Raw genomic sequence first — 26,235 nt, forward strand, 5'->3', positions numbered from 1 at the left:
GCAGTTTAAAAATTTAATTTTTGAGATTGTATTATACAGTATTGAACTTAAAGTTTATGATATAAAGTACTTTTTTTTAAAGCAATAGAAAAAAACAATAAAAAGTTAACACAAAGAATAGGTCATGAAAAAACGAAAAGTAGCCTGGGGAATAACTGGAAGCGGCGATAAACTGGTAAAAATAACAGAAATCGTTCGAAAAATAAAAGAAGAATACGATGATGAATTTGAAATAAGGGCATACGTATCTAAAGCTGGAGATCAGGTTTTAAAATATTATGGCCTTTTTAAACCGTTGGAGATTGATTTTGACAGGCTTTGGGTAGAAATTAATGCCAATGCACCTTTTTTAGCAGGTGAAATACAGCTTGGATCCTATGAATTCATGTTAATTGCTCCTGCAACATCCAACACCGTTGCAAAGATAGCGTTAAGGATAGGTGATTCATTAATTCCTAATGCCGCCATTATGGGTCAAAAAGCAAATATTCCAATTTATGTACTGCCATCAGATGTAGAAGAAGGAGTTACAGTAACACAACTTCCCGATGGGAGCGACCTTGAATTGATTATAAGAAAAGAAGATGTAGAACACGTTGATAAACTGGCCAGCATGGGCATACATATATTAAAACGTCCTGAAGAAATTTATGATGTTTTTAAGAAGCATTCGAAAACATCCAACTAATTTATAAAATTTTGGGTATTTTCGATGCGTTAAAAATCACAGATTTTTAACAGCATTCGAGCAGGAAAAATGAAAAATAATTAGATCACGCTAAGTTTAAATATTAACGCACATGTGACTGTGGAGCAGCGTCCCGTATCTGTAATGTAACCTGAAATTTATAGCCCGATCCGCTTTCATCCTCTGTAAGATCAGTTACCCCTCTAAAATAATGATTCCACCTATCCCCTGAATTTGCAATGTCCATCCCAAGAGATTCCATATCGTTTATCTTAGAGAAAAATTCATAGGTATCTATAAGTTCTTCCCGTGGGGCTTTAATATTAATCTGTACTACTCCACCAGTTTTATTTAAAAATCTAACATAATTTTCTTTTATTTTAACTTTATCCTCACCGAATCTTTTTTCTCCACCAAGTTTTTTAAATACAACATCGGATTCACTCATAAAATGACCTCTTTTTATTATAGTATTAAATTATGAACATGAAAATATAAATTTTTTTCTACCTTCAATTTAATTCAATGATTTATAGAAAAAAATAATGATTATAAAAGGATTTTAGATAAAATTACGGCATAAAATGTATATAATTATGCAGTATCATATCAAACATGGCATATAACCCCATATATTGATTTATTTTCCAAAATAAGTAAAAATAGGTTATTATTAAAATTTATAACCAAATTCTCTTAAAAAGTTTTTCCGGTATTCTTCATCGTCCTTACTTTCAATTCCTTTAGGCTTAAAACCGTCTATTATACTTAATATGCCTCTCCCCTGCTTAGTTTCAGCAACTATTACCTGGACAGGATTTGCAGTTGCACAGTAAATGTTTACAACTTCGGGTACGTTCATTATACGCTGTATAACGTTGATTGGGTATGCATTTTTAAGAAATATTAAAAATGAATGGCCACATCCAAGTTCAAACATCTTATCTGCTGCAAGCTTAGTAAGTGATTCATCATTACCTGATTTTCTTACCAAACAATCTCCTGAAGCCTCACTAAATGCAAGTCCGAATTCAACGCCGGGCACCGTATTTACAATGGCTTCATGAAGGTCTTCAACTGTTTTTATGAAGTGGCTCTGGCCTAAAATTAAGTTGCAATCCTCTGGAGCTTCTAATTTTACTATTTTAGTTTCAAATTTCATTTTAATCCCCTTAATATTTATATCCAATTTACAGTATTAATTTACGCTTTTTCGCTACTTTAATAGATAATTAACACATTCAAACAGATATCACTTCAACTCCCCAACAGCAGGTAATAAATAATGAAACACTTCATATTATTTAACGGTGATAAATATGAAAAAATCAATTGGTGCAAAAACGATTGTATATCCCACTCCTGTTTTTATAGTTGGAACTTATGATGAAAATAGGAAACCAAATGCTATGAACGTTGCATGGGGAGGAATATCATGTTCCAGCCCACCTTGTGTTTCCATTTCAGTAAGAGAAGCTACTTATACCCATGGAAATATTCTAGATAAAAAAGCTTTTACAGTAAATATTCCCTCTGAAAGTCACATTAAAGAAGCAGATTATTTTGGGATTGTGTCTGGAAAAAATGAAGATAAATTTGTCTCGACAGGGTTAACACCTGTTAAAAGCGAACTTGTAGATGCCCCTTACATCAAAGAGTTTCCTCTTATTTTAGAATGTAAACTTGTTAACACAACTGAACTAGGATTACACACCCACTTTACAGGCGAAATAATGGATGTAAAAGTGGATGAAAATTTAATTGATAATGGAAATCCTGACATAGAACAAATTAAGCCATTTTTATACGATCCTTCATCCAGATCATATTATAGTATTGGTAACCATCTTGAAAAAGCATTTTCGGTAGGAAAAGATATAAAAAGTTGATATGGGCAATTCACATAAGACTTACTAGAAATAAGTATTGTAAAACTAGGCGATAAATTCATAATGATCCATAATAATTGTTCTATCAATTTAAATAGCTCTAAAAATTCTTTCGCTCAAAAATCTTCCAAATGAAAGATTTTTGGAGCCTTAAAAGCCTCTAGTGTTTAGGGGTTTTAAATTTAAAGTAAATATAACCACAAATAGTATTCGAAGATTGTATACTCCAACTTTAAATTATCTATTAAAACTTATTTTCTCAAAATAGATTTAATTAGAGCTTTTTTCCTTAAAATAGCAATAAATATATATAAATCTAAATATGTCGCTTTAATAAGTTTTAAGAACGTTTTAAATAAAAAAATAAGATTTAATAGAGTTTATTTGCGAATTTTAAACCAAAACATTTATATAATCTATAAAATTGAACATTATATAATCCAAAAACTTAAAATGATTTCTTAAATTTATGAAATTTTATATTTAAATTATTAAATATTGTAGGTGTAGTTTTTGGATTCGGAGGCGGTAAAATTAAGATAAAATTATGTTTAGCGGTAGCTATCGTTTTTAGCATAGCATCGCTTAGTTTGTGCAGCGTATCTACTATTAGTGCAGGTTCTGATTTAACTGCACCAACTATAAAAAGCACAGACCCCACAAATAAAGCAACAAACGTAGCAGTCAACAAAGCAATCAAAGTAACATTCAGCGAATCCATAAAAAAAGGAACAGGATGGATAGAACTAAAAACCAGCAGTGGAAAATCAGTAGCAGTTACAACAAGCATCAGCGGTAACGTATTGACCATAACACCCAAAAGCAGCCTAACTAAAGGAACAACATACGTATTATACGTACATTCAGGAAGCGTCACAGACTTATCAGGAAACAAATACGTATACTCCGGAAGCAAAACCTTCAAAACAGACAACACAGCACCCACCATAAAAAGTACAGACCCCACAAACAAAGCAACAAACATAGCAGTCAACAAAGCAATCAAAGTAACATTCAGCGAATCCATAAAAAAAGGAACAGGATGGATAGACCTAATAAGCAGTTCGGGAAAGAACATATCAACAACTACTTCCATAAGCGGTAACACATTAACAGTAACACCCAAAAGCAACCTAACTAAAGGAACAACATACGTATTATACGTACATTCAGGAAGCGTCACAGACTTATCAGGAAACAAATACGTATACTCCGGAAGCAAAACCTTCAAAACTGTTTCTGCAACAGTATCAGCGTCCAGCACAACAAGTTCTGCACTGCAGCAATACCTGGTGGCCACATCAAACTGTCAGGTAACTAACTCAGCAATTAAAGCAAAAGCTGCAGCGATAACAAAGGGTAAAACTACAACATATGCTAAAGCTGTGGCAATTTATAACTGGGTAAGGGATAACTTAGGTTATTCATTCTACTACAACACCAAATATGGGGCTGCAGGTACTCTTTCTAAAATGACAGGGAATTGTTGCGATACAGCTCACCTGTTAGTTGCTCTTGAGAGAGCTGCAGGAATTCCTGCACGATATGAGCATGTTTATGCTAAATTCTCAAGCGGTAACTGGTACGGACACGTTATTGCTCAAGTATACGTGAACGGTAAATGGTACAATGCAGATGGAACCAGTTACAGTAACTCTTTTGGTGTTATAAAAAATTGGAACACTGCAACTGCAAAAGTATACGGCACATATGCTTCACTGCCTTTTTAGGCAAAGTATATGTTTTTTTATTTATTTTTCGAATTTAAATTTATTTTAATATTTAAAAGTGTTTAAGAGTTAAATGAATAATTATTAACTAATTTATAATCATTTATTTTTTTAAAAATCTATTTAGATATGATTAAGGCATTTAATAAATTATTATATGAATATTAAGCTTAATATTACGCATATATTCCATATAAATTACCTTTTATAGTTAAATAATCATTTAGTAGCGTTTATTAATGATTTTTAAACCAAAATACTTATATAATCTCTAAAATTTAATATTATAGTGCCCAAAAACTTGAAAAATTTTCTTAAATTTAAGAATCAGTATATCCAAATTATTAAATTTTTTATGCATAGTTTTTGGGTTCGGAGGCGGTAAAATTAAGATAAAATTACTTTTAGCAATTATAATAGTTTCTTGTATAGTGCTGATTAGTATAAGTGATATATCTGCCACCAGCGCAACAGTAAACTCAACAAGTTATAGTTCAACTACGGATTTAACTGCACCAACTATAAAAAGCACAGACCCCACAAATAAAGCAACAAACGTAGCAATTAACAAAGCACTCAAAGTAACATTCAGCGAATCCATAAAAAAAGGAACAGGATGGATAGAACTAAAAACCAGCAGTGGAAAATCAGTAGCAGTTACAACAAGCATCAGCGGTAACGTATTGACCATAACACCCAAAAGCAGCCTAACCAAAGGAACAACATACGTATTATACGTACATTCAGGAAGCGTCACAGACTTATCAGGAAACAAATACATATATTCAGGAAGCAAAACCTTCAAAACAGACAACACAGCACCCACCATAAAAAGTACCAGCCCTACAAATAAAGCAACAAATGTAATAATTAACAAAGCAATCAAAGTAACATTCAGCGAATCCATAAAAACAGGGACTTTATGGATAGAACTAAAAAACAGCGCCGGAAAAAGCGTGTCAATTACCAAATCAATCAGCGGTAACACATTAACAATAACACCCAAAAGCAGCCTAACCAAAGGAACAACATACGTATTATACGTACATTCAGGAAGCGTCACAGACTTATCAGGAAACAAATACATATATTCAGGAAGCAAAACCTTCAAAACAGACGGCACATCACCCACCATAAAAAGCACAGACCCCACAAACAACGCAGTAAACATAGCAGTTAACAAAGCAATCAAAGTAACATTCAGCGAATCCATAAAAGCTGGAACCATATGGATAGAACTAAAAAACAGTGCAGGGAATGCAATCTCATTTACAACAAGCATCATTAGTAACGTACTAACAATAACGCCCAAAAGCAATCTAACCCCCGGAACTAAGTACACATTACTCATACATTCTGGAACTGTAACAGATTTATCAGGGAATAAATACGTGTATGCCGGAAGCAAAACCTTCAGGACTAAATCTGAAAATATGCAGGCGGTTTGGTTACCATCGTCATATGTGACTTATAATACTCTAAACGTGACCCAATTAACAAAAATGGGCATCACCGATGTATTCGTAAAAGTCAGCCAAACCAATTATAAAAGCGTGCTTACATCTATTTTCAGCAAAGTCTCAGGAACAGGAATAAAGATACATGCATGGATCACATGTTTTTATTATAATGGATCATGGATCAACCCTCAAAAAAATACGACATACGTTACTAGTTTAATCAGCTTCATTTCAAGTGTTACAAAATACAGTGTAAACGGGAAAAATTTAGATGGAATACATCTAGATTATGTAAGATATCCGGGTACTGCTTACAAATATACGGGTGCAACAGCCACAATAACCTCATTTGTTCAAAAAGTCTATAACACAGTGAAAGCAATCAATTCATCAGTCACAGTTTCAGCAGCACTAATGCCCGAAGGCTCAGTAAATGCTTATTATTATGGTCAAAATTACACTCAACTCTCAAATTACCTCGATTTCTTAGTACCGATGATCTACAAAGGAAATTACGGATACAACAGTTCAACAGGAACTAACAGTAAAGGGTCAAGTGGTACAAATTGGATAGCTTCAACAGTAGCATATATAGTTAGCCAAAGTAATGGAAAGCCAGTTATAGCTGGTTTACAAACATATCGTTCGGATAATAACGTGACAGCAATATCTGCAAGTGAATTACAAAACGACATAAATGCGGCGATGAGCAACGGTGCATCAGGATATGTATTATTCCGATACGGATTAATAGACGGTGACTTATAGATATTTAAAGTTATAATTAGATTTAAATTGTACAATGCATATACTGCCAGTTCTGAAAACGTATTTGAATTGTAACGGATTTAAGTGCTACAAAAGTGAAAATATACGATACATATGCTCATTTATTATCATAAGTGTATGTATATCTTTATTTTTTTATAATTTAAGTACAAAAATTGTATTAACTTATATTTAAAGACGCTATAATAAAACATTAACGTATATTTAGTTGCTTATTTTCCAAAAATAGCTTTAATTATAGATTATTTAGTTAAAATAAAAACACAAACATATAAATCCACACACAATTATTTAATACGCTATAAGCTAGTTTTAAATGAAAAAATACGATTTAATAATGCCCATTTCACATTTTCAAACCAAAAGATTTATATAATCTGTGAAATTGAACATTATACTGTCCAAAAACTTTAAAAGGTTTCTAAATTTTAAGAAAATATATTCTTATATTATGAGGCCCCATAGGTGTATTTTTTGGATATGGAGGCGGTAAAATTACGAAAAGATTGTTTTTAGCAATACTAGTCATACTTAGTATAGCTTTATTCAGTTCATGCGGTATATACGCCACCAATGAAACCCAAGAAGCAGGAAACACAACTAATTTAACTATAGAACAAGCGACATCCACAATAACAAACTCATCAACAAATGAAACTTCAACAGACGCATTAAAATCAACATCAAACGAAAATACTACCAATATCTCCAATTCATCAACAAGCAACAGTACAACAAGTACTAATAAATCCACAGTAAACTCCACTGCTGCAGCTGGAGGAAACAGCTACAGCAACGTACATGGTATTTGGGTCAATACAGCTGATGCATTGAAGCTCAATGTAACTGCTCTAAAAAATGAAGGGATTACTGACATATTTGTTAAATGTAACATTTATTCCAGCCCTACATACAAGACTATCCTTACCAAAATCGTTAACATGTTTAAAGGCAGTGGAATACGGGTAAATGCATGGGTAACATGCTTTTTAGATGCAAACGGTAACTGGATTAATCCAGCAGGTACCACCTACACTTATACTGTGAAGGTAACTAAAAAAGTTGCAGTAAAAACGTCATACAAATCATGGTACAAACACTGGTACAAATCATGGTACAAACACTGGTACAAATCATGGTATAAATTCAAAAAACACTGGTACTATAAATGGAAGTATACCTGGAAATATACCTGGAAATATGCTTGGAAATACGTCTGGAAGACTAAAACAACATATAAAACTGTAACTACTACTCAAACAAAAACAGGTATAAATACAACCCATAATGACCAGGTCGTAAATGCAATTGTAGATATGGTCAAAAATTATGGAGTAGACGGCGTTAACCTTGATTACATACGTTATCCCGGAACAGCTTATAAATATTCAAACGGCACAGCAACCATTACCTCTTTCGTTAAAAGAGTTTACAATTCAGTGAAGGCAGTCAATAAACAAGCGGCAGTTTCAGCAGACCTGATGCCTGAAGGCTCAGCGAATGCATATTATTATGGTCAAGATTATGCTCAACTTGCAAAATACCTTGATTTTATAGTTCCAATGGTTTACAAAGGAAATTATGGGTATAATAGCTCTGTAGGTACTAGCAGCAGTGGAAAAAATGGTACTGATTGGATAGGCTCAGCTATATCATACATAGTTAGTAAATCAGGTGATACGCCAGTTGTAGCAGGTTTACAGACTTACCGTTCAGACAAAAATGTAACAGCAATACCAGCAAGTGAATTACAAAACGACATAGATGCAGCAATAAACAATGGATCATCAGGATACGTACTATTTAGATATGGATTAATAGATAAGAACTTCCTATATAACCCAACTACCAGCGAACAAGACAGCAATACAACAGATAACACAAACAGCAGTTCTACGGTAATTACAAAATTTACCATAAAACAAATCCAAAATGCTTCAGCAAGTGTCAAATCATTTATTGAATCCAATAACAGGCTACCAAATTATGTAACAATTGGTACAAGCCAGGTTACAATGGCTCAATTCTTACAACTGTTAGCTACAAGTTTACTGCAAATCAACAGCGGAACAAGTACATCAATATCACTAGGAAACATAAATAGCCCTGCAAATTCAACTGGAGACTACATATACGGAAACATAAATAAAACAGAATATCTAAGCATTGCCAAGAACATAAAAACATTCATAGATTCAAACAAAGTAGCTCCTACTTATGCATCAAGCTCTTTAGGAAAAGTTCAGTATGAAACTCTAATCTACATGTTTTCAAAAATACTCAATTATTACAATACAAACGGCAGACTACCAAATTATGTTTCAGTAGATTCCACAGTTGCAAACCCTGAATCTTATTCCATACCTTCATCATTACAGCAGTACCTTCAAGCAACAACAAACTGCCAGGTGACAAGTTCAAGTATCAAATCACTGGCAGCATCGATAACAAGCAGCAAAACATCAGTGTACGATAAAGCAGTGGCAATATTCAACTGGGTACGAGACAACATTGGTTATTCATTTTACTACAACACCAAATATGGTGCTGTCGGCACTTTGAATGCTAAAACTGGGAACTGTGTTGATACAGCTCATTTACTAATCGCTCTTGAAAGGGCTGCAGGAATACCAGCACGATACGAGCATGTTTATGCCCAGTTCTCAAGTGGTAACTGGTACGGACACGTTATTGCTCAAGTATACGTGAACGGTAAATGGTACAATGCAGATGCAACCAGCTCCAGCAACACTTTCGGCGTTATAAAAAATTGGAATACCGCAACAGCTACATACTACGGCACATATGCTACACTGCCTTTCTAGGCAAAGCATATGCATTTTTTTTCTTTTTTTATATTTATCTGGAAAAATTTTAAATTTAATTTTAAATCCAATAATGAAACCTCTATAAACTTAAAATAAAAATTTAATTAATATTTAATCTTTTTATGTCTTTAAAACATTTTTAATCATCACTTAACTTTTTTAAAATTTCATTTTTAAATATTAGCAGTTATTTACAATTTATATACATTTTAATTATGTTCAAAATTAAAAAATACGGTTTTAAAAGTTTATTCTCACAGTTTCAAACCAAAAGGTTTATATAATCTGTGAAAACGAAAATTACAGTGTCCATAAAATCTAAAAGGTTTCTAAACTTTAATAATATAAATTTTTAAATTATGAACTAGTTTAGACGTATTTTTTGGATATGGAGGCGGTAAAATTACGAAAAAATCATTATTAACAATTTTACTTATTTTAAGTTTAGCAATGCTCAGCATAAACAGCATATCTGCCGCTACAGAAACTGGAAATACAACTAATAACAGTGAACAGAATATAACTTCAAATGTAACAAACTCCAGCAACACAACAATTCAAAATTATATGGATACTGTCAATACAACAAATTCCAGCAACACAACAATTCAAAAATCTACAGAAGCTGCTGGTGGAACCTCATACTCTAAAGTGAAAGCAGTATGGATACCCAGTGACTATGTAAGCAGTTTAAACGTTACAGCACTGCAAAACTTAGGAATTACGGATGTATTCGTTAAATCTAACTTAATTTCTACTCCATCCTATTCAAGTGTCTTAACCGCTATTTTACAGAAATTAAAAGGTACTAATATAAGAGTTCACGCATGGATCACGTGTTTCAAGGATACAAACGGTGACTGGATTGATCCCGCAAATAAAACTCAACAAGATTTTTTAATTAACAGTATCACAAGCATTGTAAAAAATTACAACATAAGCGGAATTAACCTGGATTATGTAAGATATTCTGGATCAGGGAGTAATACAGCTGGTGAAAGTGGAACAGCAACAATAACTGCATTCGTGCAACTAGTTTATAATACAGTTAAATCCATCAATTCATCAGTCGCAGTTTCAGCAGACCTGATGCCTGAAGGCTCAGCGAATGCATATTACTATGGTCAAAATTACACTCAACTTGCACAGTATCTCGATTTTCTAGTTCCAATGATCTACAAAGGTAACTACGGATATAATAGTTCTGTAGGTACTAGCAGCAGTGGGAAAAATGGCACATCCTGGATAGCCTCAACAGTGGCATATATAGTTAGCCAGAGTAATGGAACTCCAGTTATAGGTGGTTTACAGACTTACCGTTCAGACAAGAATGTAACAGCAATACCTGCAAGTGAATTACAAAACGACATAGATGCAGCAATAAACAATGGATCATCAGGATACGCATTATTCAGATATGGGCTGATTAACAGTAGTTTTGGCATGGACAGTACCATACCTACAGTCAAAAGCATAGACCCAACAAACAACTCCGTAAACGTACCAATCAACAAAGTAATTAAAGTCACTTTCAGCGAACCAATAAAAGCAGGGACACTCTCAATATACGTTAAAACTTCATCTACTGGAAAATACGTACCTATAACTACTTCAATCAGCAGTAATGTTTTAACCATAACCCTAAACAGCAATTTAACTAAAGGAACGACATACAACATAATCTTAAATGCATGTAGTATAACTGACCTGGCAGGAAATGCGCTAAAAACATACACAACCAAATTCACAACCGACAAGACAGCACCGGCTGTCAAAAGCATAGACCCAACAAACAACTCAGTAAACATACCAATCAACAAAGTAATTAAGGTCACTTTCAGCGAACCAATAAAAGCAGGAACATTGTCAATATACCTTAAAAACTTAAAAACAGGAAAATATGTGACAATAACTAAAAAAATCAGCAGTAATATCTTAACAATAACACCCGCCATCAGTTTAACCAAAGCGACATTATACTATGTAGCACTGAATGCAGGAAGCATAACCGACCTGGCAGGAAATGCAATAAAATCATACACAACCAAATTCACAACCGACAAGACAGCACCGATTATTAAAAGCATTGATCCCTCAAATAACTCTGCAAACATAGCAATTAACAAAGTAATTAAAGTCACTTTCAGCGAACCAATAAAAGCAGGAACACTATCAATAAGGGTTAAAAATCTAAAAACAGGAAAATATATTTCAATAGCTAAAAAAATCAGCGGGAACACCCTAACAATAAAACCAACTAGCACCCTAACTAAAGCAACACAATATTCAGTGATATTGAACGCAGGAAGCATAACCGACCTGGCAGGAAATGCAATAAAATCATATACAACCAAATTCACAACCGACAAGACAGCACCGATTATTAAAAGCATTGATCCCTCAAATAACTCTGCAAACATAGCAATTAACAAAGTAATTAAAGTTACATTCAACGAGCCGGTAAAAGCAGGAACACTATCAATAAAACTCAAAAATCTAAAAACAGGAACCTACGTGTCAATAACCAAAACGATCAGCGGGAACACCCTAACAATAAAACCAACTAGCACCCTAACTAAAGCAACACAATATTCAGTAATATTGAACGCAGGAAGCATAACCGACCTGGCAGGAAATGCAATAAAATCATATACAACCAAATTTACTACTGATTCTACAGCGCCAACCGTTAAAAGCATAGACCCATCAAATAACAGCGCAAACGTGCCCCTTGGCAAAGTGATTAAAGTTACATTCAGTGAATCAATAAAAGCAGGGACACTTGGAGTAGGGGTTAAAGACCTGACAGGGAAATATATACCCATAACTACCTCAATTAGTGGCAATGTTCTAACAATAACTCCAAAAAGTAATTTAACCAATGGAACACTGTATTATATAATATTGAACGCAAGTAGTGTAACTGACCTGGCAGGAAACGCATTAAAACCATATAATACCCAATTCACCACCAATGGAACAATATTTACTATAACACAGATCAATGCAGCAGCAGCAAGTGTCAAATCATACATCGAAACCAACAACAGGCTACCCAATTATGTAACAATTGGTACAAGCCAGGTTAAAATGCCCCAGTTCTTACAACTGTTAGCTACAAGTTTACTGCAAATCAACAAAAAAACAAATACATTCATGATACCTGGAAATATAAATGCTCCTGCAAGCCCAACTGGAAGTTATATGTATGGAAATATAGTTTTAACCGAATATTTAAGCATTGCACAGAATATCCAGAATTATATAAATTCAAATAACTGTGCACCTAACTACATGACAAGTTCACTAGGAAATATTCAGTATGAATCATTGGTTTACATATACTCCAAGATACTCAACTATTACAAAACAAATGGCGCACTACCAAATTATGTTTTAGTAGATTCATCAGTTACAAATACAGCAATACCCTCTGAATTACAGCAGTACCTTCAAGCAACAACAAACTGCCAGGTAACCAATTCACAAATTCAAGCACTGGCAAAATCAATAACAAGCGGTAAAACTTCTACCTATGACAAAGCAGTGGCAATATTTAACTGGGTAAGGGACAAATTAGGCTATTCCTTCTATTACAACACCAAATATGGTGCTGTCGGCACTTTGAATGCTAAAACTGGGAACTGTGTTGATACAGCTCATTTACTAATAGCTCTTGAAAGGGATGCAGGAATACCAGCACGGTACGAACACGTTTATGCCCAGTTCTCAAGTGGTAACTGGTACGGACACGTTATTGCACAAGTTTGGGTTAATGGTAAATGGTACAATGTAGATGCAACCAGCTACAGCAATTCTTTCGGCATTATTAAAAACTGGAATACTTCGACAGCTACATACAAAGGCACATATGCCACACTGCCTTTTTAAGTGAAATATAACTTTTATTTCTTTTTTTATTTCTTTGAATTCAAATACAAATGTTACACTCTATTTCAAAGTTGAATAAGTAACTATAAAACCCATTATTAAGGATTATTTTGTTAAAACAGTTTTGATTGAGGTTTATTTATTTAAAAACGCAATCTACGGATTTAAATCCTGATGTCTTATTTTAATACGTTTCCAGCAAGTTTTAAATGAAAAAATAAGATTTAAGAATGTTCTTTTTCCAGTTTCAAACCAAAACATTTATATAATCTGTAAAATTGAACATTAAAATGTCCTAAAACTTCAAAAGGTTTCTTAAATTTAATATATTATACATTTAACTTATTAAATTGTGAAATCATGAGACATAGTTTTTGGATCCGGAGGCGGTAAAATTACGAGAAAAATGTTTTTGGCAGTACTTATCTTTTTAAGTATAGCATCACTTAGTTTAAATGGTGCATCTGCCACATCTGAGACTTCAAACACAACAAGTTCAAATATTACTACTAATAGTACGGTTAATTTAACTGCCACTGCAAGTTCAGTTAGTGCACTCAGTACAGCCGATAATACTGTACCGACTGTAAAAAGTATAGATCCATCTTCTAAAGCTGTTAATGTGGCAGCTAACAAAACAATCAAAGTCACATTCAGCGAATCCATAAAAACAGGTACTGGATGGATAGAACTAAAAGACAGTAATGGAAAAGCAGTATCATTCACCAAATCTGTCAGCGGCAGCGTACTAACAATAAAACCAACCAGTAATCTAACCAAAGGAACAACATACACACTGACCATACACACAGGAAGCCTAAAAGATCTATCAGGTAATCCTGTAGCGCTTTGCGGGAGCACCTTCACAACTACCGATGGTGTTGCACCAACTGTAAAAAGTGTAGACCCTTCTTCTAAAGCTGTTAATGTGGCAATCAACAAAACAATCAAAGTCACATTCAGCGAATCCATAAAAACAGGTACTGGATGGATAGAACTAAAAGACAGTAATGGAAAAGCAGTATCATTCACCAAATCTGTCAGCGGCAGCGTACTAACAATAAAACCAGCCAGCGACCTAACACCTGGAATGACATACACACTGACCATACACACAGGAAGCCTAATCGACTTATCAGGCACACCTGTAGCGCTCTACGGAAGCAGCTTCACAACGGGTTCGTCATTTACTATGACACAAATCCAGAATGCTTCAGCAAGTGTCAAATCATACATCGAAACCAACAACAAGTTACCGAATTATGTAACAATTGGTACAAGTCAGGTTACAATGGCTCAATTCTTACAACTGTTAGCTACAAGTTTACTGCAAATCAGCAATGGAACAAATACGGCCATATCCATAGGAAACGTGAGCAGCCCTACAAATTCGACCGGAGATTCCATATACGGAAATATAAACCAGACAGAATTCCTTAAGATTGCTCAATCAATTAAATCATTTATAGATTCAAATGGCATAGCTCCTAATTATGCATCAAGCTCTTTAGGGAAAGTTCCGTATGAAACTTTAATTTACATGTTTTCCAAAGTAGTCAACTACTACGGTACAAACAAAGTTTTACCAAATTATGTTTCAGTGGATTCCACAGTTGCAAATCCTGGATCTTATTCCATACCTTCAGATTTACAGCAGTACCTTCAAGCAACTACAAACTGCCAGGTAACCAATTCACAAATTCAAGCACTGGCAAAATCAATAACAAGCGGTAAAACTTCTACCTATGACAAAGCAGTGGCAATATTCAACTGGGTAAGAGATAATATTGGTTATTCTTTCTATTACAACACCAAATATGGTGCAGTTGGAGTATTATCTTCAAAAACAGCAAACTGTGTTGATACAGCTCACCTGTTAATCGCTCTTGAAAGAGCTGCAGGAATACCAGCACGATACGAACACGTTTACGCTAAGTTCTCAAGTGGTAACTGGTACGGGCACGTTATTGCACAGGTTTGGATTAACGGTAAATGGTACAATGCAGATGCAACCAGCTCCAGCAACACATTTGGAGTTATAAAAAATTGGAACACTGCAACAGCTACATACTACGGTACATATGCTACACTGCCTTTCTAGGCAAGCATATGTATTTTTTTCTTTTTGATTATTTTTGAATAATTCACTGCTTTTGGAACATATTTTTTAACAAATGATTTAGCTTGTTGAACTTTAGACTTAGCATAATTTACAAGTTAAATAAAAAAAAAAGTAAATCATCTGTGAGACGATCATTTATAAATATCAGTAAACATAAATTGTCATTAATAATCATTATATAATATAATAGTTACACTTAAATTTTTATCATTCTCAATTTTAAGTTACTTTGAAAATATTACACACTTAAAATATTCAGATTTCGAAGAGATGGTGTCAGCATGAACGAAAAAACAAAAGAAATAGGATCACGCATATTTGAACTTAGGGATTTATCAGAAATAAGTGCCGAAGAAATGGCGGAATACCTGAAAATTGATGTTGAAAAATACAGAGAATACGAAAGTGGGGCTTTAGATATTCCTGCAAGTATTCTGTATGAAATAGCACATAAATTAGGTGTTGATATGGGTCTGCTGCTTACTGGTGAAGAAACCAGAATGCACATTTTCACTGTTACAAGGAAAGGTAAAGGAGCGGCAGTAGAGAGGCGTAAACAGTACAAATATGAGAACCTTGCTGAAAAATTTATCCATAAAAAAGCCGAACCATTTATTGTTACTGTCGATCCAAAGGATATGGATAAAGAGCCTTCCAAAAATTCACACCCAGGACAGGAATTTGATTATGTTCTTGAAGGGACTCTTAAGATCTACATTCACAATAATGAGCTCATTCTTGAGGAAGGAGATTCAATATTCTTTGATTCCTCATATGAACATGCTATGGAAGCATTGAACAATAAAACAGCTAAATTTCTTGCTATAGTAATGTAAAAAACCAGTGGAAAGAGGTAAAAATTATGTCTTCCTTATTAAACAAATTTGTTCCAAAGAGGGAATTTGAATCTTACCAAGATTTTAAAGAGAATTTTAAGATAGATGTTCCAGATAATTTTAATTTCGCTTACGATATTGTCGATGAATATGCAGAAAACATTCCAGATAAAATTGCAATGGTATGGTGCAACGATGAAGGTGATGAACAGGTTTTCACCTTTGCAGATATGAAATATTACAGTGATAAAGCCGCTAACTTCTTTAAAAAATGTGGAATTAAAAAAGGCGATACTGTAATGCTTACACTTAAAGCGCGCTATGAATTCTGGTTCTGCATTATTGGCCTTCACAAAATAGGCGCAATAGCAATTCCTGCAACACACATGCTAAGAGCTGAAGATATAGTGTACAGAATAGAAAGTGCAGGACTTAAGATGGTAGTCTGTATTGCTGAAGATGGCGTTCCAGAATATTTCGATGAAGCAGATGATGAATTAGAGGATACCAAGGTTATAAAAGTTATAGTCGGGGATGAAGATAGAGAAGGATGGTTAAACTTCAGGAAAGAACTTGAAGAAAGCCCTCTTGAATTTAACCGCCCTACAGGCGATGAGAATACAACAAATGATGATATATCTCTAATTTATTTCTCATCAGGAACTGTAGGTCTTCCAAAAATGGTTAAACATGACTTTACTTACCCTTTGGCCCATATAGTCACTGCAAAATACTGGCAAAATGTAGTGGAAGATGGACTTCATTACACAGTTGCTGATACAGGCTGGGGGAAGGCAGTTTGGGGCCAGTTATATGGACAATGGATATCAGGCAGTGCCGTATTTGTATATGACTATGAACGGTTCGATGCTGCACATATGCTGGAAAAAGCCTCAAAGTATGGAGTTACAACCTACTGCGCTCCACCGACCATTTACAGGTTCATGATAAAGGAAGATATGTCAAAATATGATTTTTCAACCCTGGAATATGCAGTAACAGCAGGAGAACCTTTAAACCCTGAAGTTTACAATAAATTCTATGAATTTACGGGTTTAACCTTAAGAGAAGGTTTTGGTCAAACAGAAACCGTTGTGTCTATCGCTAACTTCCCCTGGATTAAACCAAAACCAGGTTCAATGGGAAAACCATCACCAATTTATGATATCATGATTGTGGATAGAGAAAATAAACCCGCAGATATTGGTGAAGAGGGAGAAATTGTCATTCGAACGGGAGATAAAAAGCCAATAGGGCTGTTTGGAGGCTACTACCGCAACCCTCAAAAAACAGAGGAAACTTGGTATAATGGATGTTACCACACAGGCGATACTGCATGGATGGATGAAGACGGCTATCTGTGGTTTGTTGGAAGAACAGATGATATAATTAAAAGTTCAGGTTACCGAATTGGCCCATTTGAAGTGGAAAGTGCAGTTATATCACACCCTTCTGTGTTAGAATGTGCCATAACTGGATTCCCTGACCCAGTAAGAGGACAGGTAGTAAAAGCAACCATCGTTCTTACAAAAGATTATGAACCTTCAGAAGAATTAAAAAAAGAGATTCAAAATCATGTTAAGAAAGTAACAGCACCGTATAAATATCCCCGTGTTATTGAATTTGTGGATGAACTCCCTAAAACAATAAGCGGGAAGATAAGAAGGGTTGAAATACGAAACAAAGATCATGAATAATTAGAATATATAAAATTACTAATTATTTTTTTTAATTTTAAATTTTAAATCTCTCAAAAAGAATTTGAGAGTTAGTTTATTTAAATAATCTAATTAATTTAGAAGGATATATTATGTCTAAATCAAGAAAAGAACCTTACCCTGTAATCAACACTTTAGAATGTAAAGCATGCGAGAGATGTATTTTAGCATGCAAAACAAGTGCTCTAAAGATGAGTGATGAGGTAAATAAAAGAGGATACAGATACGCAGTTTATGAAGGCGAAGGATGTACAGGATGTGGAGATTGTTATTATACATGCCCCGAGCCATTAGCTATTGAAATTCATATTCCAAAGAAAACTGAAAAGAAGGAGGATTAAACATGGCAACTCAACTTATAAAAGGAAACACTGCAATTATAATAGGAGCCATGTATGCAGGCTGTGACTGCTATTTTGGGTACCCAATCACGCCTGCAAGTGAAATTCTTCATGAAGCTTCTAAATATTTCCCAATGGTAGGAAGAAAGTTTGTACAGGCAGAATCAGAAGAAGCCGCCATAAACATGGTTTACGGTGGGGCTGCAGCAGGCCATAGAGTTCTAGGAGCATCTTCAGGCCCAGGTATGAGCTTAAAACAGGAAGGAATATCATTTTTAGCAGGTGCAGAACTGCCCTGCGTTATTGTAGATGTTATGAGAGCAGGTCCGGGACTTGGAAATATTGGACCCGAACAGGGAGATTACAACCAGCTTGTAAAAGGTGGAGGCCACGGTAACTACAAAAACATAGTATTAGCACCAAATTCTGTCCAGGAAATGTGCGATTTTACCATGAAAGCCTTTGAAATTGCAGAAAAATGGAGAAATCCAGTTATTATTATCGCCGATGCAGTTCTCGGCCAGATGGTAGAACCGCTTCAATTCCCAGAAGAAGCAGTTGAACCCAAAATTGACACATCATGGGCAGTATGTGGAAATGCTGAAACAAAAAGTAATCTGGTTACCTCAATATTCCTTGATTTTGACCAGTTAGAAGAATTTAACTACAAAATTCAGGAAAAATACCAAAAAATACAGGAAACAGAGGTTAAATACGAGGAATACATGATGGACGATGCTGAAATAGTCCTCGTATCCTATGGAATAAGCAGCAGAATATCAAGATCTGCCGTGGAAGCTGCAAGGAAGGAAGGTATAAAAGCAGGTCTTTTCAGGCCAAAGACCCTGTTCCCATTCCCTGAAAAAGAACTTAAAAAAATCGCCGATTCCAAGAATCCTAAGTTCATATCTGTCGAAATGAGCAACGGGCAGATGCGTGAAGATATTAAAATGGCAATCGAATGCAAAGATGTGGAACTTGTAAACAGGATGGGTGGGAATATAATAGAACCTCGTGATGTTTTAAATAAAATAAGAGAAGTTGCTGGAGTTGAAGGAAATGAAATTTCCTGAACATTCGAAAATTGCAAATTTTCGATGTACCAAACACGAAGCCCTCGAAACTTTGTTTCAGGGCGTCAAAATTCAGAGAATTTTGACAGTGTTTGAGTACGACAAAAATATTGAAAATATTTTTGGAGGGGAATAAAATGGAAGAAAAAATCATTAAAAAACCGGAGTCCATCCTCGACACATTTGAGAGGAAAGGGGGCAGTGCACCCACAGCAACACATTACTGTCCAGGCTGCGGCCATGGAATTTTACACAAGCTCATTGGAGAAGCCATAGACGAGCTTGAAATAGAAGATAGAGCTGTACTTATAAGTCCAGTTGGCTGCGCTGTATTTGCTTATTATTATTTTGACTGCGGAAATGTCCAGGTAGCTCACGGAAGAGCTCCTGCTGTTGCAACAGGAATTACAAGGGCAGAAGATAATGCAATTGCAATGCTTTATCAAGGAGATGGAGATTTAGCTTCAATTGGGCTTAACGAAACAATTCAAGCTGCAAACCGTGGGGAAAAAATTGCAGTCTTTTTCGTTAACAACACAGTTTATGGAATGACTGGAGGGCAGATGGCACCTACCACGCTTATTGGAGAAGTTACTGTAACCTGCCCTACTGGAAGAGATCCAAGATTTGCAGGTTACCCACTCCATATGTGCGAATTACTGGATAACCTCCAGGCACCAGTATTTATTGAAAGGGTTTCACTTTCAGATGTTAAACACATAAGAAAGGCAAAAATCGCCGTGAAAAAAGCGCTTAGAATACAGAAAGAGAACAAAGGGTATGCATTTGTTGAATTCCTCTCACCATGTCCAACAAACCTCAGGCAAGATGCTCTCGGCGCAGAAAAATTCATCAATGAAGAGATGGAAAAAGAGTTCCCGCTTAAAAGATTTAGAGATAAAACAAAAGAAGTAGAACCTCTTTGCAGGGGTAAAAGTGACTTTTCAAAAGGATCACTCGACAAACTCTTTAATATTGGAAGTGAAAGCACAGGAGCTGCCATAAATAACCCTGATTTTGGAGAAAAACGGGTTAAAATCGCAGGATTTGGTGGCCAAGGTGTCTTAAGTATGGGTTTAACCCTTGCAGAAGCCGGGATGAAAGCACAGCACTACGTATCATATTACCCTGCCTACGGACCAGAACAAAGGGGAGGATCATCCAACTGTGCGGTAATTATCTCAGGTGAAGTAATAGGTTCTCCTGTAGTTAATGAAGTTGATGTTCTTGTAGCTCTAAATAAACCTTCACTGGAAGAATTCGTAGATGAAGTAAAAGATGGCGGTTTAATTATCTATGATTCATCAATAGGGTACTTTAAAGCTCCTGAAGGTATTGAATCAATTTCTGTTCCTGCATTTAAGATTGCAAAAGAACATGGCGTTAAAAGAGCAGGCAATACTGTCTTACTCGGGGTTTTAATGGCTCTTGGACATACTGAACTTCCGGAAGAAGTGTTTAAAGACGCCATAAAACATACCTTCTCTAAAAAGCCGAAATTGATTCCAGTTAACCTTGAAATACTTGAAGCTGGGGCAAAATGGGCCAGAGATAATTTAAGCTGAAATTTAATTCCTTTTTTTCTTTTTATATTTATTTTATTGAAATAAAAATTAAGTTAACCTTTTTGAAACTGCTATTTTTAGATTCCTCAGGTTTAAACCTTACAAATAAGGTAAATGCCAAAACTTAAGTAAAATTCAACCAATATATATTTACGATAAACTGTATGAATCTTATTATTTAAGTGGTGATAAACCATGTCTGAATCGTTAAAAGAAGGTGTTTCCCTAGTCCTGTGTGGTGAGGCAGGGCAGGGAATACAAACAGTCGAAGAGATACTGGTGCAGGCAGTCAAACTTGGAGGATACAATGTTTTCTCCTCAAAAGAATACATGTCGCGAATAAGAGGTGGAGAAAACTCCACTGAAATAAGGGTATCCTCAAACAGGGTAGTGGCTTATGTTAACAGGATAGACATCCTAATTGCAATCAGCAGAGGAGCTATAGATCACCTTAAAGATAGAATATCTGATGATACCATCATAATGGGAGATGAAGATACTTTAAAAGATATAGAAATGGCGTCCCTTATAAAAGTCCCATTTTTAAAAACTGCTAAGGCCATTGGAGGACCCATATTCGCAAATGTTATTGCTGCAGGTGCGCTCTCAAGAATCTTAAATATTGACAAGGAAATATTTGATGAATGTATAACTGCCATGTTTGGAAGAAAAGGCGAAAAAATACTTCAAGGCGACCTTAAAGCTGGAGAAGAAGGTTATAAAGTTGGAGAAGACATTATACAGTCTGGGAAATTTAACATTAACATCAAAAAAGACCCTCAGATACGAGATGAGCTTTTATTAAACGGTACAGAAGTAGTAGGTTTTGGCTGCATTGCAGGGGGATGTAAATTCATGTCCTCGTATCCTATGACTCCTTCTACTCCACTTCAAACTTTCATTGCAGGAAATTCCGCAGAATTTGGCATGATTTTTGAACAGGCTGAAGATGAAATAGCTGCAATAAACATGGGATTAGGAGCATCTTATGCCGGTGCAAGATCAGTTGTAGCGACTTCTGGAAGTGGTTTTGCACTCATGAGCGAAGCTGTGGGGTTATCCGGGATGATTGAAACTCCCATAGTTATATACCTTGCCCAGCGCCCAGGCCCTGCAGTTGGGCTGCCTACACGAACTGCACAGGAAGATCTTAAACTTGCCCTTTATTCTGCCCCCGGTGAAACTCCAAAGGCCATATTTGCACCTGGAAAATTTGAAGATGCATTTTATTTAACACACCATGCATTTAACCTCGCAGAAAAGCACCAAATCCCTGTTTTTATACTCTCCGACCAGTATTTTGCAGACATATACTACAATTTACCTGACCTTAACCTGGATGAAGTAAAATTCCAGAAATATATTGTCAAAACAGATGAAAATTACAAAAGATATGAACTAACTGAGGATGGAATATCTCCACGAGGAGTTCCCGGATACGGGGAAGGACTTGTAGTTGTCGATTCAGATGAACACGATGAAGAAGGCCACATAACAGAAGACCTCGATTTAAGGAACATGATGGTAGAAAAGCGCCTGTATAAAAAACTTAAAGGAATCGAAGCAGATGTGATTCCACCAGAACTTATAGGACCTTCAGACTATGATGTTCTAGCCATAGGTTGGGGCTCTACATACGGCGCCATAAAAGAGGCATTAGATAACCTGAAAAATGATAAAATTGCATTTTTATATTTTAAACAGGTTTATCCACTACACAGGGAAACTAAAAGTTACCTTGAAAAAGCTAAAAAAACAGTTATTTTTGAAAATAATGCCAATGGGCAGTTTGCAAATCTCATAAAAATGGAAACTGGTTTTGAAATTGATGAAAAATCATTGAAATATAATGGAATGCCTTTTTCAGTTGAAGAAATTACAGAAACCTTAAAAGACATAAGGGAGCTGTTATAATGGATCCAAAAGTCTTTGATGTTCAAAATGCAGATGTTGCGTGGTGTCCTGGTTGTGGGGACTTTTCAATTCTCAGGACATTAAAAATGGCCCTTGCTGAGCTTGAAATCGATCCCAGTGAGCTTGTACTTGTATCTGGAATTGGTCAAGCGGGAAAACTTCCCCACTACCTTAAATCCAACACATATAACAGCCTTCACGGCAGGGCAGCTTCTCCTGCAACTGCAATAAAGGCTGTAAATAAGGGCCTTAAAGTGATAGTTACAACCGGTGATGGGGATATGTATGGGGAAGGTGGAAACCATTTCATGCACACAATCCGCCGAAATCCAGATATAACTACTATAGTACACAACAACATGGTTTACGGGTTGACCAAAGGTCAAGCCTCCCCAACAACCCAGAAAGATTTTAAAACGCCACTGCAGGTTGAAGGAGTATCTTTAGAACCTTTTAATCCACTATCTATTGCAATTGGCCTTGATGCATCTTTTGTAGCCAGGACATTTGCAGGAGATATGAACCATATGAAGGAAATCTTTAAAAAAGCAATCGAACACAAAGGATACTCACTAGTTGATGTATTCCAGCCTTGTGTTACATATAACAAAATAAATACATTCAAATGGTTTAAAGAAAATGTTTACTATCTTGATGACTCATATGATCCCCACGACAGGAGTGAAGCCTTCAAAAAAGCCATAGAATATCTTAAATTCCCACTGGGAGTTTTATACATTAATCCTAATAAAACACCTTACGAAGATATTTTAACTGTTTATAATGAAGAAGAAACTCCTTTATATAAAAGAGATGTGGATATGGATAAATTAAAGGATCTCATTGAATCAAAACGAAAAATCTAACCATTAACTTCATTTTTGGAGCAATTCAATGAAGATAGGTTACACTGCATTAAACTGGACAATAGGATGCAATGGAGCCAAAACACTTCGCTTAAAATCATATTCACACCAAAAATTTATTGAAACCGCGAGAAACAATTTAAACTGTCTTTTAACAATGTTAAAATTTAATGTTGAAAATAATTTACTCTTTTTCAGGATTACTTCCAGATTAATTCCCTTTGCATCCCATCCAATAATGGATTTTGATTGGAAAGAGTATTTTAAAGATAATTTTAATGAAATAAGCGAATTTATCCATGAAAATGGCATAAGGATTTCAATGCACCCTGGGCAATTTGTTGTAATTAATTCTAAGGACCCTAAAGTTTTTGAAAGAGGCTTAAATGAACTTAAATATCACAGCGAAGTTCTTGACATTTTAAACCTTAACAGCACCGCCAAAATGCAGGTACATGTTGGGGGAGTTTACAACGATAAAGAAAAAAGCATGGAAAGGTTTATAGAACGATACAAAAGCTTGGATAAAAATATAAAAAGAAGACTTGTCATTGAAAATGACGAGAAAAGTTATAAACTTTCAGAATGTCTGGAAATAAGTAATCAAACTAAAATTCCTGTTTTATTTGATTATTTTCATCATGAACTCAATAACACTGACGAAGACCTCGAAGGATGTTTTGAGAACTTTACAAAAACATGGAAAACTAAAGATGGATTGCCTTTAGTTGATTACAGCTCCCAAAATCTGGAGAAAGCTAAAGGGACTCATATAGAATCAATAGATATAGACCATTTTAAAAATTTTTTAAAAGAAACACAAAATTTTGATTTTGATATAATGCTTGAGATAAAAGATAAAGAAGCGATCGCTTTAAAGGCTGCAGATATTTTGAAATATGATAAACGGTTTAATAAATAGAATAAAAATGGAAAATATGCAAATATATTCACTCCAAAAAATCTACAAATCTTCAGCGTTTTCTAATTGCTCCAGAACATATTCCCTGATTTTTCCAGGACCTGGCAGTTCTTGAATAACTTTACTGCTTTCTATCATGGGATAAATAATGTCTTCATATCTTCCACCACATTCACATATTTCAGATTCTTTTTTGAAAGGCAAAATTAAGTCTTTACCACATTTTAAACATCTGAGGACCCTTTTTGCCCCAGAAAATTTACCCCTTTTAGCCACGGGTTCCCCGTTCAGCTCCACTATGTCCATGGAAAAGTCAACAACCGGTGCATTACTGATGGATGTCCCAATTCCGTAGCCGTCTACCAGTTTATTAAGACTTTGCAGGTCATTTTCCTGAATTCCGCCACTAACAAAAAATTTAATGTTTGTGAAACCTCTTAAGTCCAGTTCCCATCTCGCTTCTTCGAGAATACGGTAAAAATCCCCCCGTCTTGAAGAAGGGGTGTCAAAACGTACTGCATAAAGTTTTTCCCCCATTGCTTCTGCAACGTTCAAACATTCGAACTTTTCATCGTTGAATGTATCAATAAGTGCCACTCGATTGACACCGGGATCTATAACCTCATCAAAAGCTTTTATGGATTCTACAGTAGAACCAATGCAGAGTATCATGGCGTGAGGAATGGTTCCTAAAGGGTCTTCCCCTATGATTTCTCCACTTTTGATGACTGAAACCCCGTCGCATCCCCCAATATAAGCACTTCTTTCTATCATAGGTGCAATTACAGGATGCATCCTCCGAGCGCCGAAACTCATTACCAAGCGTTCCCCTGCCAGTTTTTTATACCTCGCAGCTTTAGTTGCAATGCCTGTGGCCTGACATAAAAGTCCCAGTATGGCAGTTTCATAAACACAGAAATCCTGATAGCTGCCTTCTATTTCCAGCACCGGCTGGTCAGGATAGAAAATTGTTCCTTCCTTCATGGCCCTTACATTTACAGGCAGGTCTTTCAAAAGGTTAATAACTTCTTCTAAACCTGCTAAAACTGCCCATTCATACCCTTCAGGTAAACTTTTGGCAGCAAATTCTGCTTTAACCCTGCAGTTAACGTCTTTCTGTTTAAAAATTTCCAGAGTCCTGTTAAAATATATATCAGTGACCTTACCATCTATAATTTCCTTTTCTTCAGCAATATGAAACATAAATTCCACCAAACCAGTGCAATAATTATAACGTTTTTTAATTTATTTGAGTTTAAACATCTTAAAGATAAATATTTAAATTTATGCCACTTAAAGGTTAATCCTCGACTCTTCAAAATATCAGTTATTGTAGGTCCCCAATTACGAATAATCAAACCCAAACACATGAACAGTATGTAAAAAACAAATTTAATGGATATATAATTTTAACATCCATTTTTTAGACCCATAACTATATCCGGATTATTTTTCCACCTGCTACTGCTTTTATCAGGCCAAATCGATTCACTATATGAATATACATGTTAAAACAACTATTTAATCAATAGTAGCCTGTACATTTATTATTCAACTCATTTAATGCCCTAAATTGCTTATTTAATTATAAATTAGATTTAAG

General features: G+C 35.2%; 20 protein-coding genes. 16 read left to right on the forward strand and 4 right to left on the reverse strand.

What is annotated here, in order from left to right:
• The first annotated feature begins 124 nt into the window (after positions 1-124).
• Positions 125-688 carry an archaeoflavoprotein AfpA gene (gene afpA, locus AAGU07_RS07250; RefSeq protein WP_342458445.1) on the forward strand — a complete coding sequence of 188 codons (564 nt, stop codon included), beginning with the start codon at positions 125-127 and terminating at the stop codon, positions 686-688.
• A gap of 103 nt (positions 689-791) precedes the next feature.
• Here afpA and AAGU07_RS07255 read toward each other — a convergent pair whose 3' ends face one another.
• Both AAGU07_RS07255 and AAGU07_RS07260 read right to left on the reverse strand, forming a co-directional pair.
• Positions 792-1,136, reverse strand: coding sequence for a hypothetical protein (locus tag AAGU07_RS07255; protein WP_342458446.1), 345 nt, complete (start codon positions 1,134-1,136; stop codon positions 792-794).
• A gap of 225 nt (positions 1,137-1,361) precedes the next feature.
• Positions 1,362-1,850 carry an adenosine-specific kinase gene (locus AAGU07_RS07260; protein WP_342458447.1) on the reverse strand — a complete coding sequence of 163 codons (489 nt, stop codon included), beginning with the start codon at positions 1,848-1,850 and terminating at the stop codon, positions 1,362-1,364.
• 157 nt (positions 1,851-2,007) lie between these two features.
• Between AAGU07_RS07260 and AAGU07_RS07265 the strand changes: the two genes are divergently transcribed.
• The 5 genes from AAGU07_RS07265 to AAGU07_RS07285 all read left to right on the forward strand — a co-directional run bounded on the left by AAGU07_RS07265 (position 2,008) and on the right by AAGU07_RS07285 (position 13,275).
• Positions 2,008-2,577 (forward strand): flavin reductase family protein, encoded by a 570-nt coding sequence (locus AAGU07_RS07265; protein WP_342458448.1) that lies wholly within the window; start codon positions 2,008-2,010, stop codon positions 2,575-2,577.
• Between the two features lie 590 nt (positions 2,578-3,167).
• Entirely contained in the window at positions 3,168-4,307 is a 1,140-nt protein-coding gene (locus AAGU07_RS07270) for an Ig-like domain-containing protein (RefSeq protein ID WP_342458449.1), read from the forward strand.
• A gap of 431 nt (positions 4,308-4,738) precedes the next feature.
• Positions 4,739-6,535 carry an Ig-like domain-containing protein gene (locus tag AAGU07_RS07275; RefSeq protein ID WP_342458450.1) on the forward strand — a complete coding sequence of 599 codons (1,797 nt, stop codon included), beginning with the start codon at positions 4,739-4,741 and terminating at the stop codon, positions 6,533-6,535.
• Between the two features lie 527 nt (positions 6,536-7,062).
• Positions 7,063-9,381 (forward strand): pseudomurein-binding repeat-containing protein, encoded by a 2,319-nt coding sequence (locus tag AAGU07_RS07280; protein ID WP_342458451.1) that lies wholly within the window; start codon positions 7,063-7,065, stop codon positions 9,379-9,381.
• Positions 9,382-9,834: 453 nt separating this feature from the next.
• Positions 9,835-13,275: an Ig-like domain-containing protein gene (locus AAGU07_RS07285; RefSeq protein WP_342458452.1), complete on the forward strand. Its 3,441-nt coding sequence runs from the start codon at positions 9,835-9,837 to the stop codon at positions 13,273-13,275.
• Positions 13,276-13,620: 345 nt separating this feature from the next.
• Here AAGU07_RS07285 and AAGU07_RS07290 read toward each other — a convergent pair whose 3' ends face one another.
• Complete coding sequence (locus tag AAGU07_RS07290) at positions 13,621-13,920, reverse strand: hypothetical protein (protein WP_342458453.1); 300 nt, start codon at positions 13,918-13,920, stop codon at positions 13,621-13,623.
• Between AAGU07_RS07290 and AAGU07_RS07295 the strand changes: the two genes are divergently transcribed.
• The 10 genes from AAGU07_RS07295 (at position 13,898) to uvsE (ending at position 24,632) form a co-directional block, all read left to right on the forward strand.
• On the forward strand, positions 13,898-15,376 hold the full coding sequence (locus AAGU07_RS07295; protein ID WP_342458454.1) for an Ig-like domain-containing protein: 1,479 nt from the start codon (positions 13,898-13,900) through the stop codon (positions 15,374-15,376). The two genes, AAGU07_RS07290 and AAGU07_RS07295, sit on opposite strands and share 23 nt — an antisense overlap.
• A 302-nt stretch (positions 15,377-15,678) precedes the next feature.
• Positions 15,679-16,233: a cupin domain-containing protein gene (locus AAGU07_RS07300; RefSeq protein ID WP_342458455.1), complete on the forward strand. Its 555-nt coding sequence runs from the start codon at positions 15,679-15,681 to the stop codon at positions 16,231-16,233.
• Between the two features lie 26 nt (positions 16,234-16,259).
• Entirely contained in the window at positions 16,260-17,930 is a 1,671-nt protein-coding gene (locus AAGU07_RS07305) for an AMP-binding protein (protein ID WP_342458456.1), read from the forward strand.
• A 113-nt stretch (positions 17,931-18,043) separates the two neighbouring features.
• On the forward strand, positions 18,044-18,292 hold the full coding sequence (locus tag AAGU07_RS07310) for a 4Fe-4S dicluster domain-containing protein (protein WP_342458457.1): 249 nt from the start codon (positions 18,044-18,046) through the stop codon (positions 18,290-18,292).
• 2 nt (positions 18,293-18,294) lie between these two features.
• Entirely contained in the window at positions 18,295-19,365 is a 1,071-nt protein-coding gene (locus AAGU07_RS07315) for a 3-methyl-2-oxobutanoate dehydrogenase subunit VorB (protein ID WP_342458458.1), read from the forward strand.
• Positions 19,352-19,501, forward strand: a complete 150-nt coding sequence (locus tag AAGU07_RS07320) for a hypothetical protein (RefSeq protein ID WP_342458459.1) — start codon at positions 19,352-19,354, stop codon at positions 19,499-19,501. The genes AAGU07_RS07315 and AAGU07_RS07320 overlap by 14 nt, the downstream gene beginning before the upstream one ends.
• 1 nt (position 19,502) lies before the next feature.
• Positions 19,503-20,930, forward strand: a complete 1,428-nt coding sequence (locus AAGU07_RS07325; protein ID WP_342458460.1) for a 2-oxoacid:acceptor oxidoreductase family protein — start codon at positions 19,503-19,505, stop codon at positions 20,928-20,930.
• Positions 20,931-21,125: 195 nt separating this feature from the next.
• Positions 21,126-22,844 (forward strand): 2-oxoacid:acceptor oxidoreductase subunit alpha, encoded by a 1,719-nt coding sequence (locus AAGU07_RS07330; protein WP_342458461.1) that lies wholly within the window; start codon positions 21,126-21,128, stop codon positions 22,842-22,844.
• Positions 22,844-23,710 (forward strand): thiamine pyrophosphate-dependent enzyme, encoded by an 867-nt coding sequence (locus tag AAGU07_RS07335; RefSeq protein WP_342458462.1) that lies wholly within the window; start codon positions 22,844-22,846, stop codon positions 23,708-23,710. Before AAGU07_RS07330 ends, AAGU07_RS07335 begins: the two co-directional genes overlap by 1 nt.
• A gap of 28 nt (positions 23,711-23,738) precedes the next feature.
• Complete coding sequence (uvsE, locus tag AAGU07_RS07340) at positions 23,739-24,632, forward strand: UV DNA damage repair endonuclease UvsE (RefSeq protein ID WP_342458463.1); 894 nt, start codon at positions 23,739-23,741, stop codon at positions 24,630-24,632.
• Between the two features lie 42 nt (positions 24,633-24,674).
• Here the strand turns inward: uvsE and AAGU07_RS07345 are convergent, their stop codons facing one another.
• Positions 24,675-25,835 carry a nicotinate phosphoribosyltransferase gene (locus AAGU07_RS07345; protein ID WP_342458464.1) on the reverse strand — a complete coding sequence of 387 codons (1,161 nt, stop codon included), beginning with the start codon at positions 25,833-25,835 and terminating at the stop codon, positions 24,675-24,677.
• Positions 25,836-26,235 lie beyond the last annotated feature (400 nt).

The organism is Methanobacterium sp. (assembly GCF_038562635.1).
Classification (GTDB): Archaea; Methanobacteriota; Methanobacteria; order Methanobacteriales; family Methanobacteriaceae; genus Methanobacterium_D.

Excerpts from the sequence above, each read along its gene's own strand:
- afpA (WP_342458445.1), top strand. The coding sequence starts at position 125 with ATGAAAAAACGAAAAGTAGCCTGGGGAATAACTGGAAGCGGCGATAAA.
- AAGU07_RS07315 (WP_342458458.1), top strand. The coding sequence starts at position 18,295 with ATGGCAACTCAACTTATAAAAGGAAACACTGCAATTATAATAGGAGCC.
- AAGU07_RS07310 (WP_342458457.1), top strand. The coding sequence starts at position 18,044 with ATGTCTAAATCAAGAAAAGAACCTTACCCTGTAATCAACACTTTAGAA.
- AAGU07_RS07330 (WP_342458461.1), top strand. The coding sequence starts at position 21,126 with ATGTCTGAATCGTTAAAAGAAGGTGTTTCCCTAGTCCTGTGTGGTGAG.
- AAGU07_RS07320 (WP_342458459.1), top strand. The coding sequence starts at position 19,352 with ATGAAATTTCCTGAACATTCGAAAATTGCAAATTTTCGATGTACCAAA.
- AAGU07_RS07265 (WP_342458448.1), top strand. The coding sequence starts at position 2,008 with ATGAAAAAATCAATTGGTGCAAAAACGATTGTATATCCCACTCCTGTT.
- AAGU07_RS07335 (WP_342458462.1), top strand. The coding sequence starts at position 22,844 with ATGGATCCAAAAGTCTTTGATGTTCAAAATGCAGATGTTGCGTGGTGT.
- AAGU07_RS07345 (WP_342458464.1), bottom strand. The coding sequence starts at position 25,835 with ATGTTTCATATTGCTGAAGAAAAGGAAATTATAGATGGTAAGGTCACT.
- AAGU07_RS07260 (WP_342458447.1), bottom strand. The coding sequence starts at position 1,850 with ATGAAATTTGAAACTAAAATAGTAAAATTAGAAGCTCCAGAGGATTGC.
- AAGU07_RS07255 (WP_342458446.1), bottom strand. The coding sequence starts at position 1,136 with ATGAGTGAATCCGATGTTGTATTTAAAAAACTTGGTGGAGAAAAAAGA.
- uvsE (WP_342458463.1), top strand. The coding sequence starts at position 23,739 with ATGAAGATAGGTTACACTGCATTAAACTGGACAATAGGATGCAATGGA.
- AAGU07_RS07285 (WP_342458452.1), top strand. The coding sequence starts at position 9,835 with ATGCTCAGCATAAACAGCATATCTGCCGCTACAGAAACTGGAAATACA.
- AAGU07_RS07300 (WP_342458455.1), top strand. The coding sequence starts at position 15,679 with ATGAACGAAAAAACAAAAGAAATAGGATCACGCATATTTGAACTTAGG.
- AAGU07_RS07325 (WP_342458460.1), top strand. The coding sequence starts at position 19,503 with ATGGAAGAAAAAATCATTAAAAAACCGGAGTCCATCCTCGACACATTT.
- AAGU07_RS07305 (WP_342458456.1), top strand. The coding sequence starts at position 16,260 with ATGTCTTCCTTATTAAACAAATTTGTTCCAAAGAGGGAATTTGAATCT.